The 17,098-nt window shown below is 70.9% G+C and carries 15 protein-coding genes; 6 read left to right on the top strand and 9 right to left on the bottom strand.

What is annotated here, in order from left to right:
* Window positions 1-2 precede the first annotated feature (2 nt).
* From AC0N04_RS06675 to AC0N04_RS06655, 5 genes are all read left to right on the top strand, one after another.
* Entirely contained in the window at window positions 3-1,022 is a 1,020-nt protein-coding gene (locus tag AC0N04_RS06675) for an MBL fold metallo-hydrolase (protein ID WP_474279863.1), read from the top strand.
* Between the two features lie 11 nt (window positions 1,023-1,033).
* Window positions 1,034-1,912, top strand: a complete 879-nt coding sequence (locus AC0N04_RS06670; RefSeq protein WP_474279862.1) for a quinoprotein dehydrogenase-associated SoxYZ-like carrier — start codon at window positions 1,034-1,036, stop codon at window positions 1,910-1,912.
* Window positions 1,909-2,448 carry a thioredoxin domain-containing protein gene (locus AC0N04_RS06665; protein ID WP_474279861.1) on the top strand — a complete coding sequence of 180 codons (540 nt, stop codon included), beginning with the start codon at window positions 1,909-1,911 and terminating at the stop codon, window positions 2,446-2,448. The genes AC0N04_RS06670 and AC0N04_RS06665 overlap by 4 nt, the downstream gene beginning before the upstream one ends.
* A 108-nt stretch (window positions 2,449-2,556) precedes the next feature.
* A complete protein-coding gene (locus tag AC0N04_RS06660) occupies window positions 2,557-2,961 on the top strand; it encodes a DUF6404 family protein (protein WP_474279860.1) in 405 nt (134 codons plus the stop codon).
* Window positions 2,942-3,445, top strand: coding sequence for a hypothetical protein (locus AC0N04_RS06655; RefSeq protein ID WP_474279859.1), 504 nt, complete (start codon window positions 2,942-2,944; stop codon window positions 3,443-3,445). Before AC0N04_RS06660 ends, AC0N04_RS06655 begins: the two co-directional genes overlap by 20 nt.
* 135 nt (window positions 3,446-3,580) lie before the next feature.
* Here AC0N04_RS06655 and AC0N04_RS06650 read toward each other — a convergent pair whose 3' ends face one another.
* From AC0N04_RS06650 to gcl, 6 genes are all read right to left on the bottom strand, one after another.
* Complete coding sequence (locus AC0N04_RS06650; RefSeq protein ID WP_474279858.1) at window positions 3,581-6,247, bottom strand: M16 family metallopeptidase; 2,667 nt, start codon at window positions 6,245-6,247, stop codon at window positions 3,581-3,583.
* A 351-nt stretch (window positions 6,248-6,598) separates the two neighbouring features.
* Window positions 6,599-7,537, bottom strand: coding sequence for a pseudouridine synthase (locus AC0N04_RS06645; protein ID WP_474279857.1), 939 nt, complete (start codon window positions 7,535-7,537; stop codon window positions 6,599-6,601).
* A gap of 39 nt (window positions 7,538-7,576) precedes the next feature.
* Window positions 7,577-8,908, bottom strand: a complete 1,332-nt coding sequence (locus AC0N04_RS06640; RefSeq protein WP_474279856.1) for a glycerate kinase type-2 family protein — start codon at window positions 8,906-8,908, stop codon at window positions 7,577-7,579.
* A gap of 51 nt (window positions 8,909-8,959) precedes the next feature.
* The gene (locus tag AC0N04_RS06635; protein WP_474279855.1) at window positions 8,960-9,883 is read right to left on the bottom strand and encodes a 2-hydroxy-3-oxopropionate reductase; all 924 of its coding nucleotides are present in this window, start codon (window positions 9,881-9,883) and stop codon (window positions 8,960-8,962) included.
* A gap of 23 nt (window positions 9,884-9,906) precedes the next feature.
* On the bottom strand, window positions 9,907-10,686 hold the full coding sequence (gene hyi, locus AC0N04_RS06630; RefSeq protein ID WP_474279854.1) for a hydroxypyruvate isomerase: 780 nt from the start codon (window positions 10,684-10,686) through the stop codon (window positions 9,907-9,909).
* Window positions 10,687-10,718: 32 nt separating this feature from the next.
* The gene (gcl, locus tag AC0N04_RS06625; RefSeq protein WP_474279853.1) at window positions 10,719-12,500 is read right to left on the bottom strand and encodes a glyoxylate carboligase; all 1,782 of its coding nucleotides are present in this window, start codon (window positions 12,498-12,500) and stop codon (window positions 10,719-10,721) included.
* A 122-nt stretch (window positions 12,501-12,622) separates the two neighbouring features.
* On the opposite strand from gcl, the gene AC0N04_RS06620 reads away from it, so the two are divergent.
* On the top strand, window positions 12,623-13,531 hold the full coding sequence (locus AC0N04_RS06620) for a LysR family transcriptional regulator (protein WP_474279851.1): 909 nt from the start codon (window positions 12,623-12,625) through the stop codon (window positions 13,529-13,531).
* Window positions 13,532-13,586: 55 nt separating this feature from the next.
* On the opposite strand, the gene AC0N04_RS06615 is transcribed toward AC0N04_RS06620, so the two are convergent.
* The 3 genes from AC0N04_RS06615 to uraH form a co-directional block, all read right to left on the bottom strand.
* Entirely contained in the window at window positions 13,587-15,080 is a 1,494-nt protein-coding gene (locus AC0N04_RS06615) for a nucleobase:cation symporter-2 family protein (protein WP_474279850.1), read from the bottom strand.
* A gap of 102 nt (window positions 15,081-15,182) precedes the next feature.
* Entirely contained in the window at window positions 15,183-16,385 is a 1,203-nt protein-coding gene (locus AC0N04_RS06610; RefSeq protein ID WP_474279849.1) for a urate hydroxylase PuuD, read from the bottom strand.
* Window positions 16,386-16,720: 335 nt separating this feature from the next.
* Window positions 16,721-17,077: a hydroxyisourate hydrolase gene (gene uraH / locus AC0N04_RS06605; protein ID WP_474279848.1), complete on the bottom strand. Its 357-nt coding sequence runs from the start codon at window positions 17,075-17,077 to the stop codon at window positions 16,721-16,723.
* Between the last annotated feature and the right edge of the window lie 21 nt (window positions 17,078-17,098).

Genomic DNA, 17,098 nt, shown 5'->3' with positions numbered 1-17,098 from the left:
GCATGGGCATCGCGCTGCGGCGACGGCGCTGGCTGGCGAGTCCGCTGGCGGCGCTGTGGGCGCTGGGCGCCGGCCGGGCGCGCGCCGCACCCGAACCGGCGGCGGTGGCGGTGGCGGTGGGGGACGACGTGGCGCCGGTCGACGAAGTGGCGCCCGGCGTCTTCATGAGCCCGGGCCGGCCGGGCGAGATCGAGCCGGCCCACCGCGGCCGCATCGGCAACGCCGGTTTCATCGTCGGGCCCCGCGGTGTCGTGGCGATCGACAGCGGCGTTTCGTGGCGCCAGGGCCAGGCGCTGCGCGCGGCAATCGCGAGGACCACTTCGGCGCCGCTGCGCCTGCTGGTGCTGACCCACACCCGCCAGGAGTTCCTGTTCGGCGCCGCGGCCTTCCAGGACGCCGGCGTGCCGGTGGCGATGCACCGTGCCGCCGCGCGCCTGATGGCCGCCCGCTGCGAGCATTGCCTGAAGCTGCTGCGCGAGACCCTGGGCGAGGCCGAGATGCGCCACAGCCGCGTCGTCAAGCCCGATCATCTGCTGGACGGCACCGCGCCGATCGCGCTGGCCACGCTGGCCGACATCGGCCGCCCGGTGCGGCTGCAGGCCTTCGGGCCGCAGGCCCACTCCAGCGGACCCGGCGACCTGGCGGTGTTCGACGACGCCACCCGCACCGTGTTCGCCGGCGGCCTGCTGGACGCGCACACCATTCCCGACGTGCAGGACGCCGATTTCAGCGGCTGGCGCGAGGCCCTGGCCGCGCTGGACCGGCTCGCGCCGGCGCACATCGTGCCCGGGCACGGGCCGGCATCCGGCGCGGCGCTGATCGGGCAGATCGGGCGATACCTCGACCAGCTCGAAGCGCGTGCCGCCGCGCTGCTCAAGGCCGGCACGCCGCTGAGCGACGTGCCCGACGCCAGCCAGTTGCCGGATTTCGCCGACTGGGACCAGGCCGGCACCATCCACCGGCGCAACGCCGCCATCGTCTTCCTCCGCCTGGAGCGGGCGTTGCTGCTGCGCCAACCCTGAAGGCCCCGCCCATGCGCCGCACCGAACTCGACCGCCGCCACTGCCTGGCCCGCCTGGGCGTGGCCGCTGCCGCGCTGTGCCGGCAGCCCGCCCGGGCCCAGGCCGGCACGCCGTCGGCGATCGCGACAGTGGACCACGAAGCCAGCTCGCCCGAATGGGAACGCCTGCGCCCCAAGCTGTTCGGCCAGCGCAGCATCCAGACCGGGCCGGCCAGCCTGGTCCAGCTCAAGGTGCCGCTGCGGGCGGCCTACGGCGCCTCGGTGCCGGTCCGGATCATCGCCGGCCTGCGCCAGACGCCCGAGCGCTACCTGCGCCGCCTGACGCTGCTGGTGGACAAGAACCCGTCGGGCGTGGCCGCCACGCTCCAGCTCACGCCGGCGCTGGGCCAGGCCGATCTCGAGACCCGGCTCAAGGTGGACGAATACAGCCACGTGCGCGCCATCGGCGAGCTCAACACCGGCGAGCTGCACATGGGCTCGCGCTTCGTCAAGGTCTCGGGCGGCTGCAGCGCGCCGCCCAACCGCGACGCGCCCGAGCTGATCGGCAAGACCCGCCTGCGCCTGCCCGAAGGGCTGATGCCCGCCGGCCAGCCCACGCCCGCCGAGGTCAGCGTGATCCACCCCAACGACACCGGCTTCGAGCTCAACCAGGTCAGCCTGCTCTACATCCCCTCGTACTTCGTCAGGACGATCCGCGTGCACTACGACGAGCAATTGCTGTTCGACGCCGACACCGATTTCTCGATCAGCGAGAACCCCAGCTGGCGTTTCGATTTCCTGGCCCGGCCCGACGGCGGTGGCCAGCTCCGCGCCGAGGTCGAGGACAGCCACGACGGCCACTACCGCGCCACGCTGGACCTGGCCGGCGCGCCCAGGGCGGGCGGCGCATGACGCGCTGGCTGCGCCGCGTGCTGGCCGCAGGCGCGCTGGCCGCCGCATGCGGCCCCGCGGCCTGGGCCGGCATCCCGGCCGCGTACCAGCCGATGGTGGTGCAGCCCACCCCCGGCACCGCCGGCAACGTGGTGGAGTTCGACCTGAGACCGGCGCTGCTGCGCGCCCGCCGCGAAGGGCGCCGGCTCTACGTCTACCTCGGCGCCACCGACTGCCCCTACTGCCGGCAGTACGAGGCCTTTCTGGCCGCGCACACGGCCGAACTGGTCCCGCCCTTCGCCGAGCACTACCTCGTCGTCGACCTGCGCAGCCGCCTCGACGTCCAGGCCCCGCGCCTGGTGCTGCGCACCGACACCCTGCGCCTGCCCTACGCCGAGTTCCAGCGCGCCATCGGCGACCAGCGCGCCCGCCTGCTGGTCTACCCCAGCGTCTGGCTGCTCGACGGCCAGGCCAGGCCGCTGATGCAGATGCCCGCCGGCACCGGCACCTTCCAGACCGTGCCCGAGCAGCTGGAGATCCTGAATCTGGTGGAGTGAAGGGTGCGCCGGTGGCGGCGCGCTATAAAGGCACCAGCATGATGACGCTGCGACGAACCTCATTGCGTCATTGCGTCTCTGCCAACTTGAGCTGAATCGAGAATAAAAGTGAAACCCAAGCCGTCGTGCGACCGTTCAGTTTCTTCCGCAAATACGGGCGCAAAGCGCGAAGCGGCGCTAACGCTTCTTCGTGGAACTGGGCTCATGCAAGCGAATTACGCGCCCCACGGGGTCAAACTGCTGTGGCGCCTGGGCATTGATTGCCCGCCACCTCACCTTGCCCGCTTCTGGTCGGTGTTCCTGGTCTGCGCCCTTTATTTCGGCCTGAGCATGGGTCTCCTCATGTGGGGCGCCGCATCCTGTGCGGGCGTCTGTGCGTTTCCTTGGGTTCCGGTCGGCGCGGGCGTTGCCGGCGTCTGCTTCGGTCTGCTCATGGCCTCGTACTACGCGATTGGGCGCATGAAGCACCAATTGCCTCTGTGGAAAGACCTCCGTGCAAGCGTCGAAACCTGACATTTCCATCGACGCGAGACCCAAAGGCGGCGCGCCGGTGCCCGAACGTGCCATGAATGACCGACTCCGCTTTCTCGTCGCCCTCGTCGTCGGTGTTGGCCTGGCCTGGCTTGCCGCGTTCTTGATGGGCTGGCTTGCGGCCCGGCCGTTTCCGGTCGTCGTGTTCCGCAACGAGTATCGCGGCTTGGTAGCGATCCTGATCACGACACTGCTCGTGCAAGTGCCCGTCGGCGGCCTGGCCTGGGCGGTGGGCTGGCTGTTGTTCCGCTCGCTCGGGCGCGCCAGCATGGCGCTCGTGCTGGCCTGTGCTGCGCCATGGCTTGCGTATTGGGTGACGAGCTCTGTTCAGTTCTACCTCGCCGCAGCGCTTGCGCCGGCCATCAAGCTGGCGTACGTTCTCGGCTGGCAGTCCTTGGTCGGTGCGGCGGTCGTGCCGCTTGGGTTGTGGCTGGCGTCGCGGGTCCCGGCCCGGCGGACGCCCTGACCAAGCCGGGCAGGCCGGGACCGCGAAGCGACATCCCGGTCAAGCTGAAAAGTGCTCGCACGCCGGCGGTCGACCCTCGGTCGCCGCCGGCCCGCTCGGGCCGCGCGTCGCTGACGCCGGCCGCGCGGCCTGCCCTCACGGCTTGGGTGCCGGACCTTTCACCGCGGTGACGAAGTCGTCCGGCCGCAGGTGCTTGGCGTAGGCCTGCTGCACCTGTTCGGCGGTGAGCTGCAGGTACTGGTGGGCGGCCAGCGTCATTGCGTTCAGTGGCCGGTCCTGGCTGGCCAGGGTCAGCAGCTGGCCGCCGACGGCGCCGAAGCTGGCTTCGCTCAACGGAATCTGCCGCATCAGGATGCTCTTGGCGCGCTTCAGGTCGTCGGCCGAGATCGGCTCGCTCTGCATCTGCTTCAGGTCCTTGACGACGATCGCGCGCGCCGCGGCCACCTTGTCCGGGTCGCAGCCGTAGCTGACGCTGTAGGTGCCGCGGTGCTTGTCGAAATCGAAGCGGGTGCCGACGGTGTAGACCAGGCCGTTGTGGTCGCGCAGATCACGGTACAGACGCGAGGCGTAGAAGCCGCCGCCCAGCACTTCGTTGCCCAGGTTCAGCGCGTAGCGCTCGGGGTCGTCGCGCGTCACGTCCAGGGTCTGCACCAGCTGCACCGCGTCCTGCACCGCGCTGGCGTCGGGCACGTGCAGCTGGGCCGCCTGGTTGGCCGGCACGGCGGGGTATTCGACCTCGGGCTTGGGCCCGCTGGCCTGCCAGGCGCCGAAGGTCTTCTCCACCACCCGCAGGGCCTGCGCCGGGTCGACCTTGCCGACGATCACGATCGTCGTCATGTCGGGGCGGAAGGTCTGCCGGTAGTACTGGCGCACCTGGTCCAGCGTGATGCGGTTGATCTGCTCGGGCTTGGCGTAGCGCAGCGACGGGTCGCCCTGCGGCAGCAGGGCTTTCGCGACGCCGAGCTGGAACAGGAAATCGGGCGACTGGATCTGGCCGGCGACGAAGCCGGCCTGCTGGCGCTGCACCACCGCGAAGGCCGAGGGCGGCAGGGCCGGCTGCAGTTCGTTGTCGGCCAGCAAGGCCATGCCCTGCTCGAAATGCGCCGCCGGCACCGCCAGGCCGAAGCTGCTGCCGGCGTTGGCACGGGCGCTGAGGTCGTCCAGCGCGCGCTGCAACTGCAGGCGGTCGAGGTGGGTGCTGCCGAAGGGGAACAGGCCGTCGAGCAGGTCGGCGATGCCTTCCTGTCCGGGCGCGGCCTGCAGGTCCTGGTTGGTGCGGATGCGGCCCATCACCTCGACCGTGTCGCTGATGCGCTCGGGCTGCACGATCAGCCGCAATCCGTTGGGCAGCACGGTGGAGACCGGCGCCAGCGTCGACTGCGGCACCGCCAGCTCGCCGAAGGAGCGGGCCGCCCAGTCGGGCAGCTGCACCGGCTTGTCGGGGCTGGAGGCGAAGTTCTCGGCGCCGCCGAAGCCCTTGGACGCGACCGGCTTGGCCGACGATTCGGGCGTCAGGATCGCGGTCACCGCGTGGTCCGGGTCGAAGCTGGCGCGGGCCAGCGCGTTCACCTGGGCCGGCGTCACCGCCTCGATCGCCTGCCTGATCTCGTCGGGCGACGACAACCCCTGGAAGGCCAGCGCCGACGACCAGGCATTGGCCAGGCCGGAGACCGAGTTCTTCTGGAACTCCAGGCTGGCGATGGCCTTGCGCTTGGCCGCCTCCACCAGCTCGGGGTCGATGCCCCGGGTGGCGGCATCGGACAGGATCGCGCGCATCTTCAGCAGCAGCGGTTTCGGATCGGCCCCGCGCGCGAAGATGCCCATGGCCATGCCGATGCCGGCCTCGGGCATCGCCTGCATCGAGAAGCCGCCGTACAGCGCGCTGCCGTCCATGCCCAGGCCGAACAGCGCGGCGCGCTGCGAACCCAGCGCGCTGCCCAGCACCAGCGCCGCAGCGTGATCGCGCGCCTTCAGGCCCGGCATGCGGTAGCCGATGTAGACCGAGCCATAGGGGTTGTCGGTGGGCAGCTCGATGGTCTTGGCCGCCACCGGCCCGAAGCGGAACGCCGGCCGGGCCGGCAAGGCCTTGCGCGGGATGTCGCCGAAGCGGGCGCGGACCTGGGCGATCGTGGCCGCCGGATCGACGTCGCCGGCGATCACCAGGATCGCGTTGTTCGGCGCGTACCACTGCTGGTGGAAGCGACGCAGCATCGCGCCGGTGGTCTTGTCGAACGATTCACGCGTGCCCAGCGGCGTGTGCTCGTAGGGCGTGCCCTCGAACAGCCGCGCCTGCAGTTCGGTGTAGAACTTGAAATCGGGGCTGGACAGGTCGCGCGACACTTCCTGCTCGATCGCCCCGCGCTCCTTGGCCCAGGCCGCGTCGGTGGCGTCCAGCGCGCGCATGCGCAAGGCCTCGGTGTGCAGGGCCACGTCCAGGTCCTGCACCGGCGTGTTGAAGAAATACTGGGTCACGCTCTGGGTGGTGTCGGCGTTGAAGCTGCCGCCCAGGTTGGCCGAGATCGCCGCCAGCTGGTCCTTGCTCAGGCCCGGGCTGCCGCGGAACATCATGTGCTCCAGCGCATGGGCGGTGCCGGGGAAACCGCGCGGCACGTCGTCGGAGCCGACCAGGTAGTTGAGCTCGGTGGTCACCACCGGGGCCAGGCGGTCGCGCACCACCACCACCTGCAGGCCGTTGGACAGCGTGGCCCGCGCCACGTCGACGGCGGGTTCGGCCGCCCGGGCGGCACCCAGCGAAAGCAGGGCCAGCATCGCCCAGACCGGGCTCTTGAACGTGAAGCTCACAAACACTCCTTGAAGTTATCGATGTGGGCGCGGGCCGAGGCCTGCGCGGTCTCCGCGCCCCGGGCCGCGGATGGCCGTGCGACCGCGGCTGGCAGGCCAAGTTCCCGCAGCGGGGTGCCGGCCGCGGTGCTGTCAAGGCACAAGGCTGTGGACAATTTTTGAGCAAGCACCTGGTTGTCCACAGGCAGGGGAGTTTCGCTGAAGTTGCTCGTGCCGGCTCCCGTCCGATCCAGGGCCTGCTTCACAGGCTTGCACAGTTGGCAAGTACTTGTCGAGATTGATGAAAATCCGGTTGTCCACAAAAAAACGGCTGCTCTACCAGTACCACCAGTTTGAAAGAGAAGATAAGAGCTATACAACGGCTTCGCCGGGAAAATTCAAGATCCGCTCGCTGACGAAGCGCCGTGGCGCGCCGGTCACCGGGTCGGTAAAGCTCAATTCACGGGCCAGCAACTGCAGCGGGTGCTGGTAGTCTTCGTCCGCTCCCACCGGGGTTTCGGGCTGCAGCACGGGGTAGATCCGGTCGCCGGCCAATGGCAGGCCGAGCGCGTTCATGTGGACCCGAAGCTGGTGGGTGCGGCCGGTCAGCGGCGTCAGGCGGTAATGGCCCCAGGCGCCGCGCCGGGCGATCAGCTCGACCCGGGTTTCGGCATTGGGCTCGCCCGGGACCTCGGCGACCTGCATGAAATGCCGCTCGCTGGTCTGCAGCCGGCTGCGGCGGGTCAGCGGCAGTGCCAGGTCGGGCCGCCAGGGTGCGATCGCCTCGTAGACCTTGCTCACCCGGCGGTCGCGGAACAGCGCGTGGTAGGCGTCGCGGTGGGCCGGCTGCAGGCTGAAGACCACCACGCCGGCGGTCTCGCGGTCGAGCCGGTGGATGGCGCTCAGGCTGTCCAGGCCGGTCTCGCGCTGCAGGCGGGCCAGCAGGGTCTCGCGGGCGTAGCGGCCCTTGGGCGACATCGGCAGGAAGTGCGGCTTGTCGACCACCAGCAAGGCCTCGTCGCGGAACAGCGTGCGGGCCGGGAAGGGGATGGTCGCCTCGTGGTCCAGCGTGCGCCAGTACCAGAGCCTCGTGGCGGGCCGGTAGGGGCGATCCGGGGGGAGGGGGTGCCCGGCCTCGTCCAGCACCTCGCCACGGGCCATCCTGGCGGCCCAGTCGGCCTCGGCCACCAGGGGCAGGCGCCAGGCCAGGAAGCTCAGCACCGTGGGCCAGGGGCCGGGCGGCAGGGCCACGGCACTGGCGCTGACGCCATCGCGCGGCGGCGGCCGCCAGGCGGGGCGCGGACGGGTCATCGCTGGAACGCAGGGGAAAGGGCCACGATGGCCCCGAGCTTAGCGCGCCGGTGGCGGCGGGGCCGGCTCGACCAGGATCGCGCGGAAGTCGTTGACGTTGGTGCGGGTCGGGCCGGTGATGACCGAGTCGCCCAGCGCCTCGAAGAAGCTGTGCGCGTCGTTGTCGGCCAGGCGCTCGCGCGGGTGCAGGCCGGCGGCGCGGGCGCGGGCCAGCGTGGTCGGGCCGATCAGCGCCCCGGCGATCTCTTCCTGGCCGTCGACGCCGTCGGTGTCGCCGGCCAGCGCGTGGATGCCCGGGTGGCCGTCCAGCGCGACCGCCAGCGCCAGCAGGCATTCGACGTTGCGCCCGCCGCGGCCCCGGCCGCGCACCGTGACGGTGGTCTCGCCGCCCGACAGCAGCACGCAGGGCGCCGCCAGCGGCTGGCCGTGGCGGGCCACCTGGCGGGCGATGCCGGCCAGCACGGTGCCGACCTCGCGCGCCTCGCCTTCCAGCGCGTCACCCAGGATCATCGGCGTGACGCCGGCCGCGCGGGCCACCGCGGCCGCGGCCTCCAACGCCTGCTGCGGCGTGGCGATCAGCCGGGTTTCGCAGCGCGCCAGGCGCGGGTCGCCGGGCTTGATGGATTCGCCCGCGCCGCTCTCCAGCACCGCCCGCACCTCGGGCGGCACCGCCAGGTCGTAGCGGCGCAGGATGGCCAGCGCGTCGGCGCAGGTGCTGGCGTCGGCCACGGTGGGGCCGGAGGCGATGTTGACCGGGTCGTCGCCCGGCACGTCCGAGATCAGCAACGTCAGCACGCGCGCCGGGGCGCAGGCCGCGGCCAGCCGGCCGCCCTTGATCGCCGAGAGATGGCGGCGCACGCAGTTCATCTCGCTGATGGTGGCGCCGCTGGCCAGCAGCGCGCGGTTGACGGCCTGCTTGTGGGCCAGCGTCAAGCCCGGCGCCGGCAGCGGCAGCAGCGCGGAGCCACCGCCCGAGATCAGGCACAGCACCAGGTCGTCCGGGCCCAGGCCGGCCACCCGCGCCAGCAGGCGCTGCGCCGCAGCTTCACCGGCGGCGTCGGGCACCGGGTGGGCGGCTTCGACGATCTCGATCTGCTCGCAGGCCGCGCCGTAGCCGTAGCGGGTCACGACCAGGCCTTGCAACTGCGAGCGCGGGCCGGTCCAGTGCCGTTCGACGGCCTGGGCCATCGCGGCCGAGGCCTTGCCGGCGCCGATCACGATCAGCCGGCCGCGGCCCAGGTCGGCCGGTGTCGGCAGGTGCGGCGGGACGCAGCGCTCGGGCTGGGCCGAGGCGATGGCCGCGTCGAACATCGCGCGCAGCAGGGATTGCGGCGCGGCGGCGGTGGGAGAGGGGGGGGAGGTGGACGTCATCAGCGCTCGATTGTGGGCCCCGGCGGCGTGGCGCAGGCCGCCGCAAGGCGCTCAGGCCGCGGGCTGGCCGATCTCGAAGTTCGACAGCTTTTCCAGCGCGCGCAGCATCGCCGAGTGGTCCCAGCCGCTGCCGCCGTGCGCGCTGCAGGCGCCGAACAGCTGCTGGGCGCTGGCGGTGTGCGGCAGCGCCAGGCCCAGCGCGCGGGCGCTGTCGAGCGCCAGCGCGAGATCCTTCTGGTGCAGCGCGATGCGGAAGCCCGGGTCGAACGTGCGCTTGATCATCCGCTCGCCGTGCACCTCGAGGATGCGCGACGACGCGAAGCCGCCCATCAAGGCCTGGCGCACCTTGGCCGGATCGGCACCGGCGCGGGCCGCGAACAGCAGCGCCTCGGCCACCGCCTCGATGTTGAGCGCGACGATGATCTGGTTGGCCACCTTGGCGGTCTGGCCGTCGCCGTGGCCGCCGACGTGCGTGATGTTCTTGCCCATCAGCTCGAACAGCGGCCGGATGCGGGCGAACACCGCCTCGTCGCCGCCGACCATGATGGACAGCGTCGCGTTCTTCGCACCCACTTCGCCGCCGGACACCGGCGCGTCCAGGCAGTCCGCGCCGAGTGCGGCGAGCTGCTGGGCGAAGGCCTTGGTGGCGATCGGCGAGATCGAGCTCATGTCGACCACGACCTTGCGCGGGCTGCCGGCGGGCGCGTTCTTCAGACCGGCGGCGATGCCGTTCTCGCCGAACAGCACCTGCTCGACATCGGGGGTGTCGGGCAGCATCGTGAACACGATGTCGGCGCGCTCGGTCACGCCGCGGGCGTTCAAGCACTGCGTGGCGCGGCCGGTGGCGATCGCCTCGGGCAGCTTGCCGCGGGTATGGACGAACAAGGTGTGGCCGGCGTGGATCAGATGGCCGCACATCGGTGCGCCCATGATGCCCAGGCCGATGAAGCCGATCTTGAGGGGTTCGGTGGTCATGAAGTGGGAGCAGGGTGTGAAGTTCAGAGCGCCAGGCGCTGGCGCCAGTCCAGGCCGGCCTCGGTCGTGGTGGCGGGCTTGTATTCGCAGCCGATCCAGCCGGCGTAGCCGAGGCGGTCCAGCTGCTGGAACAGGAAGGGATAGTGGATCTCGCCGGTGCCGGGCTCGTGGCGGCCGGGGTTGTCGGCCAGCTGGATGTGGGCGATGCGGTCCAGGTGCCGCGCCAGCGTGCCGGCGAGCTCGCCTTCCATGCGCTGGGCATGGTAGATGTCGTACTGCAGGAAGGCGTTGTCGGCACCGACCTCGTCGAGCAGGCGCAGCGCCTGCTCGGTACGGGTGAGGTAGAAGCCGGGGATGTCGAAGTGGTTGATCGGCTCGATCAGCATCCGCAGCCCGGCGGCTTTCAGCGCGGCGGCGGCATGGCGCAGGTTGTCGACCAGGGTGCGGCGCAGTGTCGCGTCGTCCACGCCGGACGGGGCCTTGCCGGCCAGCACGTTGAGCTGGGGCACGCCCAGCGCCTGGGCGTAGCGGATCGCCTGGACCACGCCGGCGCGGAACTCGTCGACCCGGTCGGGGTGGCAGGCGATGCCGCGCTCGCCGTCGTCCCAGCGGCCGGCCGGCAGGTTGTGCAGCACCACCTGCAGGCGGTGGGCGTCGAGCCTGCTGCGGATCGCCTCGACGTCGAAGGCGTAGGGGAACAGGAACTCCACGGCCTCGAAGCCGGCGCGCGCGGCGGCCTCGAAGCGGTCGAGGAAGGGCTGTTCGGTGAACAGCATCGTCAGGTTGGCGGCAAAGCGGGGCATCGGTCTCTCTCTCTCTCTCGTGAACAGGGGCGTCAATCGAGCAGGGCGAGCGCGGTGGGCACGTCGGCACGCTCGCTGGCCAGCGCTTCGAATTCGACCACGTTGTCGATCTCGGTGCCCATCGCGATGTTGGTGACGCGCTCCAGCATCACCTCCACCACCACCGGCACCTGGTGCTCGGCCATCCAGGCCTCGGCCTGGGCGAAGGCCGGGGCCAGTTCTTCCGGCCGGTGCACGCGGATCGCCTTGCAGCCCAGGCCTTCGACCACCTTGACGTGGTCGACGCCGTAGCCCTGGACCTCGGGGGCATTGATGTTGTCGAAGCCCAGCTGCACACAGTAGTCCATGTTGAAGCCGCGCTGCGCCTGGCGGATCAGGCCGAGGTAGCTGTTGTTGACGACGACGTGCAGATACGGCAGCTTGAACTGCGCGCCCACCGCCAGCTCCTCGAGCATGAACTGGAAGTCGTAGTCGCCCGACAGCGCGACGATCTTGCGCTGCGGGTCGGCGGCGCGCACGCCCAGCGCCGCCGGCACCGTCCAGCCCAGCGGCCCGGCCTGGCCGCAGTTGATCCAGTGGCGCGGATGGTGCACCTGCAGGAATTGCGCGCCGGCGATCTGCGACAGGCCGATGGTGGAGACGTAGCAGACGTCCCGGCCGAAGGCGCGCGTCATGCACTGGTAGACCCGCTGCGGCTTCATCGGCACGGTGTCGAAATGGGTCTTGCGCAGATAGCCCAGCGAGGCCTTGCGGGCGGTGCATTCGGCGGCCCAGGCCGAGCGGTCGGGCAGGCGGCCGGCGGCCTGCCATTCGCGCGCCACGGCGACGAACAGCTGCAGCGCGGCCTTGGCGTCGGAGACGATGCCGTAGTCCGGCGCGAAGACCCGGCCGATCTGGGTCGGCTCGATGTCGACGTGGATGAAGCGCCGCCCCTTGCAATAGACCTCGGGCGAGCCGGTGTGGCGGTTGGCCCAGCGGTTGCCGATGCCGAGCACGAAATCGCTCGCCAGCATCGTCGCGTTGCCGTAGCGGTGGCTGGTCTGCAGGCCGCACATGCCGGCCATCAGCGGATGGTCGTCAGGCAGGCTGCCCCAGCCCATCAGCGTCGGGATCACCGGAATGCCGGTGATCTCGGCGAACGCGACCAGCAGCTCCGAGGCGTCGGCGTTGATGATGCCGCCGCCGGCGACGATCAGCGGCCGCTCGGCGCTGGCCAGCATCTCCATCGCCTTGTCGATCTGCGCCCGGTTGGCCGCCGGCTTGTAGACCGGCAGCGGCTCGTAGGTGGCGATGTCGAATTCGATCTCGGCCACCTGCACGTCGAACGGCAGGTCGATCAGCACCGGCCCCGGACGGCCGGAGCGCATCAGGTGGAAGGCCTGCTGGAACGCACGCGGCACCTGGGCCGGCTCCATCACCGTGGTGGCCCACTTCGTGACCGGGGCGGCGATGCGGGCGATGTCCACCGCCTGGAAGTCTTCCTTGTGCAGCCGGGCGCGTGGCGCCTGGCCGGTGATGCACAGGATGGGGATCGAATCGGCCTGGGCCGAGTACAGGCCGGTGATCATGTCGGTGCCGGCCGGGCCCGAGGTGCCGATGCACACCCCGATGTTGCCGGCCCGGGCGCGGGTGTAGCCCTCGGCCATGTGCGAGGCGCCCTCGACGTGGCGGGCCAGGATGTGGCCGATCGTCTGGCGCTCGCGCAACTGGGCGTAGAGCGGGTTGATCGCCGCGCCGGGCACACCGAAGGCCTGCGAGACGCCTTCCTTTTCCATCACCAGCACCGCGGCCATCGCGGCCGTCATCTTTGCCATGCCTTGTCTCCTTGGGTTGGCAGCGATGGTCGCGGCGGGGCGCCGATCTGTGAACCCCAGTCAGGAGATAAGTGCTATTCCGTGCAGGAATGATCCGCCTGCGCGGCCCTACAGTCCGCGCCATGGACCGCATCACCGGGGTACAGCTCTTCATCCGCGTCGTCGAAACCGGCAGCTTCAGCAAGGCGGCGGCAGAGTTCGGCATCACCCAGCCCACCGCCACCAAGGCGGTGGCGGCGATCGAGCAGCGCCTGGGCGCGCGGCTGCTGCACCGCTCCACCCGCGGCGTCACCGCGACCGAGGTGGGCGCGCTGTACCACGAGCGCTGCAAGCGCATCGCGCACGAGATCGACGAGGCCGACAACCTGGCCACGCTGCTGCAAGGCCAGGTCGGCGGCACGCTGCGCCTGAGCAGCTCGGTGGCCTTCGGCCGGCGGGTGATGGTGCCGCTGGTGCTGCGCTACATGCGCGAGCACCCGGAGGTGATGGTGGACCTCAGCTTCGACGATCGCTACGTGAACCTGGTCGAGCAGGGCGTGGACCTGGCCGTGCGCATGGGTCGGCTGGCCGATTCCTCGCTGGGGGCGCGCTACCTGGGTACCAACCCCTGGGTGATGGTGGCCGCGCCCCCGTACCTCGCAGCCCGCGGCACGCCGACCTGCACCGCCGAGCTGGCGCAGCACGCCTGCCTGGTCTACAGCAGCGTGCAGGGCGACGACCGCTGGACGCTGACCACGCCGCAGGGCCTGCAGCAGTCGGTGCCGGTGCGCGGGCCGCTGCGCTCGAACAACCTGTCGGCGGTGCTGGCGGCGGCCGTGGGTGGGATGGGGCTGGCGGTGCTGCCGCGCTACGTGGCCCGCGAGGCCTTGCAGGGCCGTCGGGTGGTGGCGCTGATGGAAGACCATGCGCTGGCGGCGCAGGAAGTGCACGCCGTGTTTCCGTCGCCCAAGCTGGTGCCGCAGAAGGTCAGCCACCTGATCGGCTGGCTCCAGCAGGTGCTGGCAGGGGCGTGGTGGCAGCGGGATCTGTAGCTCGCACGGCGCGCTGAGGCCGGGGCCGTGCCGCGGCATCCGGGGAGTGATCGGCTCAGTGCGCCGTGAAGCTCCTCGACGCCTCGATCGACGCGGCGAGGTCGCCGCGGCTGCCGTTGAAGTACAGGTTCAGCGCGACGGCGCTGAGCGCGGCGAGCAGGATGCCCGAGTCGAGCAGGATCTGCAGGTCGTGCGGCATCTGCTGGGTCCAGCGCGGCGCCACCAGCGGGATCAGGCCGGCGCCGAGGGAGATGGCGACGATGTAGAGGTTGTTGCGCTGGGTCTGGAAATCCACCTTGGCCAGGATGCGGATGCCAGTGGCGGCGACCATGCCGAACATCACCAACCCGGCGCCACCGAGCACGAACTGCGGCACTTCCTCGACCAGCGCGGCCATCTTGGGCACCAGGCCCAGCAGCATCATGATCAGGCCGGCCGCGACGCAGACGAAGCGGCTGCGCACGCCGGTGACGCCGACCAGGCCGACGTTCTGCGAGAAGCTGGTGTAGGGGAAGGTGTTGAACAGGCCGCCGATCAGCGTGCCCAGGCCGTCGGTGCGCAGGCCGCGGCTCAGGTCGGAGGGCTGCAGGCGCTTGCCGGTCATCTCGGCCAGCGCCAGGAACATGCCGGTGGATTCGATCATCACCACCACCATCACCAGGGTCATGGTCAGGATCAGCACCGGGTCGAAGGTCGGCAGGCCGAAGGCCAGCGGCGTGACCCACTCGAACCAGCCGGCGTGGGCGACCTTGTCGAAATGCATCGTGCCCAGCCCGGCGGCGGCCACGCAGCCGGCCACGATGCCCAGCAGCACGGCGATGTTGGCGACGAAGCCGCGGCCGTGCTTGACCAGCAGCAGGATGACCGCCAGCACGAAGCCGGCCATGCCCAGGTTGCCCAGCGCGCCGTAGAAGGCGTTGTCGGCCATCGGCACCGGCCCGGGCAGGCTCAGCACGGCCGCCGAGGCGCCTGAAGCAGCCGCGGCGGCGGCCTGGGCCTTGGCGGCGTCGACCATCGCCACCAGCCTGGGCACGTCCACGTGCTGGGCCAGGAAGGCCGGCCCACCGGTGGCCCAGCCCACGCCGACGCGCATCAGGCTGATGCCGATCACCGAGATGATCGAGCCGGTGACCACCGGCGGGAAGAAGCGCAGCAGCCGGCCCATCACCGGCGCCAGCAGCATCGCCAGCACGCCGGCACCGATGATGCTGCCGAAGATCGCGCGCGCGCCCTCGACCCCGGGCATCGCGTTGGCGATCGCCACCATCGGGCCGACCGCGGCGAAGGTGACGCCCATCATCACCGGCAGGCGGATGCCGAACCATCGGGTGACGCCCAGCGACTGGATCAGCGACACCAGCCCGCAGCAGAACAGGTCGGCCGAGATCAGCAAGCCGATCTGCGCCGGCGCCAGCTTGAGCGCGTGGCCGATGATCAGCGGCACCGCGATCGCGCCGGCATACATCACCAGCACGTGCTGCAGGCCCAGTGCAGCCAGTCGGCCGGCGGGCAGTCTCTCGTCCACGGGGTGGACCTGGGTCGGGGTCATGGCGTGTCTCCTGTCGTTGGGGGTGGACTGCTCGGCAAGGGGTGGGCAGGGCGCTGCCGGCCGGCCGCCCGTGGCGCCGCCGGCCTGCGCGGATACCGGGGCTTACTGCGCCGGCGCGCCGGCGTCGAACCAGCGGCCCAGCGCGGCGCGCTCGGCGTCGGTGATCTGGGTGGCGTTGTTCAGCGGCATGCGTTTCTCGACCACCGCCAGCTGGTGGATCTGCACCGCGTGCGCCAGGATCAGCGCCGGGGTGTGGAAGTCCATGCCCTTGTTCTGCACCTGGGCGTTGTGGCAGATCACGCAGCGCTGGGTGACGATGGCCTGCACCTGGGCGAAGCGGGGCGGCGGTTCGGTGGACGCCTGGGCGCCCAGGCGGTCCCACGGCGCACCCAGCGCGATCGCCGCGAGCAGCGGCACGATGCCGGCCACCGCCCATCGCCAGGGCATGCTCGCGCCCGCCATGTGCGCCTTGTGGCGGCTGACGAAGAAATGGCGGATCAGCGCGCCGCCCAGCATCAGCAGCACCAGGATCAGCCAGTTCCAGCGGTGGCCGTAGAGCTCGCCGTAGTGGTTGCTGAGCATGGCCACCAGCACCGGCAGCGTGAAATACGTGTTGTGCGTGCTGCGCTGCTTGCCGCGCTTGCCGTGGATCGGGTCGGGCGTCTGGCCGGCCGTCATCGCCGCGACCGTCTTGCGCTGACCGGGGATGATCCAGAAGAACACGTTGGCACTCATCGACGTGGCCATCATCGCGCCGACCAGCAGGAAGGCGGCACGGCCGGCGAAGAGCTGGCAGGCGCCCCAGGTGGCCAGCACCACGAAGCCGAACACCAGCGCACCGACCCGGCCGTCGCCGCCTTCGCGCTCGCCCAGGCGGCGGCAGAGCTGGTCGTAGATCAGCCAGAACGCCACCAGGAAGCCGAGCGCGGCGGCCACCGCGGCGGCCGGGCTCCAGGCATGCACGCTCTTGTCGATCAGGAAGGTCCCGGCATTCCACAGGTAGAGCACGGTGAACAGCGAGAAGCCCGACAGCCAGGTCGAGTAGCTTTCCCAGTAGAACCAGTGCAGCTCGGTGTGGATCTTCTTCGGCGCGCCGAGGTACTTCTGCGGGTTGTAGAAGCCGCCGCCGTGCACCGCCCACAGCGCGCCGCCGACGCCCTTGTCGAGCAGGTCCTGCGAGGTCGGCTTGACCAGGTGGTTGTCGAGCCAGACGAAGTAGAACGACGAGCCGACCCAGGAGATGGCGGTGATGACGTGCAACCAGCGCAGCAGCAGGTTGGCCCAGTCGAGAAGGTATGCGTCCACAGTGGCCTCACGAAAGACAGGCCGTCGCGGCAAACGATGCCAGGGCGACGGCCCTCACCACAGCGGGCTCTGTGAGGGTGGACGTCGCAACCGGGTGCCGGCCTGGGGCCGGCCACCGCGGGCTCCGCGGCGACGTGTTGAAAGTGTATACAGTCGTCAGCGCGCCATGGCTAGAGGCTAACCCGAAGAACCGACGCAATCTGCCATGCAAGCGGTGTGCCCGTTGCGGTACCCCGCGACCGGGTGCGCCACCCAGGCCAGCGCACGGCCGCTCCGAAGCGGCCTGGGCTCCCCTCCCGGAGGGGGTTGCGGTATCCCGCAACCGGGTGCCCCATTCAAGAGCCGCGGTAGGTGGAATAGGCCCAGGGGCTGACCAGCAGCGGCACGTGGTAATGGCCGTCGGCGTCGGCGATGCCGAAGGCGACCGTCACCTCGTCGAGAAAGGCCGGATCGGGCAAGGCCACGCCGCGGGCGCGGAAATAGGCCGCCACCGAGAACACGAGCTGGTAGCGGCCGGCCGCCATCGCGGCAGCGTCGAGCAGCGGGCCGCCGTCGCTGCGGCCGTCGGCGTTCAAGGTCAGGGTCTTGACGGTCTCGGCCTGCGCACCCTTCAGGCGCTGCAGCGTCACCGCCATGCCCGCGGCGGGGCAGCCGTTCATCGTGTCGAGCACATGGGTGCTGAGATGGCCCATCGTGGCCTCCTGGTTGGGTCC

It is taken from the genome of Ideonella sp. sgz306126 (assembly GCF_056032705.1).
This window is presented reverse-complemented; position numbering and strand designations above follow the sequence as displayed.